Source organism: Microvirga sp. P4_G7 (genome assembly GCF_056401005.1).
The window spans coordinates 1-520 of the sequence record NZ_JBFUKD010001207.1 but is presented as its reverse complement, the minus strand read 5'-3'; the positions used below and the strand labels follow the sequence as shown (position 1 = coordinate 520).

The following is a 520-nucleotide window of genomic DNA, read 5'->3' as shown; positions in this document are numbered from 1 at the left end:
GGTGGGCATGTGGCGTCACGCTTTTGCCGATACCGATCCACGCGCCAAGTTTCTCGTCGCGATCGATACCGATGAAGCCGTCGTCGGTTTCATTCGCGGCGGACGGGTCCGCCCAGCGGAGGGCATCCCGCTCGAAACCGATTCCGAGATCTACGCCATCTACCTGCTCGATCGAGTGAAGCGCCAAGGGATCGGCAGCCGATTGATGAAAGACGCGCTCGGCCATCTGGCGAACCACGGTTTTGCCGCCGCGGGATTGTGGATGCTCAAGGACAATCTCGCCGCGCGCCGGTTCTACGAAAGCCTCGGCGGCGTTGCCGGACCGGAGCAACAGCTCGAACTCAGGGGCCAGACGGTGAGCGAGCTTTCCTACACCTTCGACCTGAGAACCCGCAAAGCGTGAAGCATCAGGACATGTCACTTCAGGCCATGTCGTCTCAAGGTAAGGCGACCCATGCCCGCATGAGATGGTTCGCGATGGCGATCGGCGAGGGCGCTGCAAAGTCCGGGTGCTCTCCAC

General features: G+C 61.9%; 1 protein-coding gene. It reads left to right on the top strand.

Translation table 11 applies throughout. The features are described from left to right. On the top strand, positions 1 to 403 hold a 403-nt coding region (locus tag AC1DT3_RS23905; protein ID WP_477467623.1), incomplete at its 5' end, for an N-acetyltransferase family protein. Positions 404 to 520: the final 117 nt, after the last annotated feature.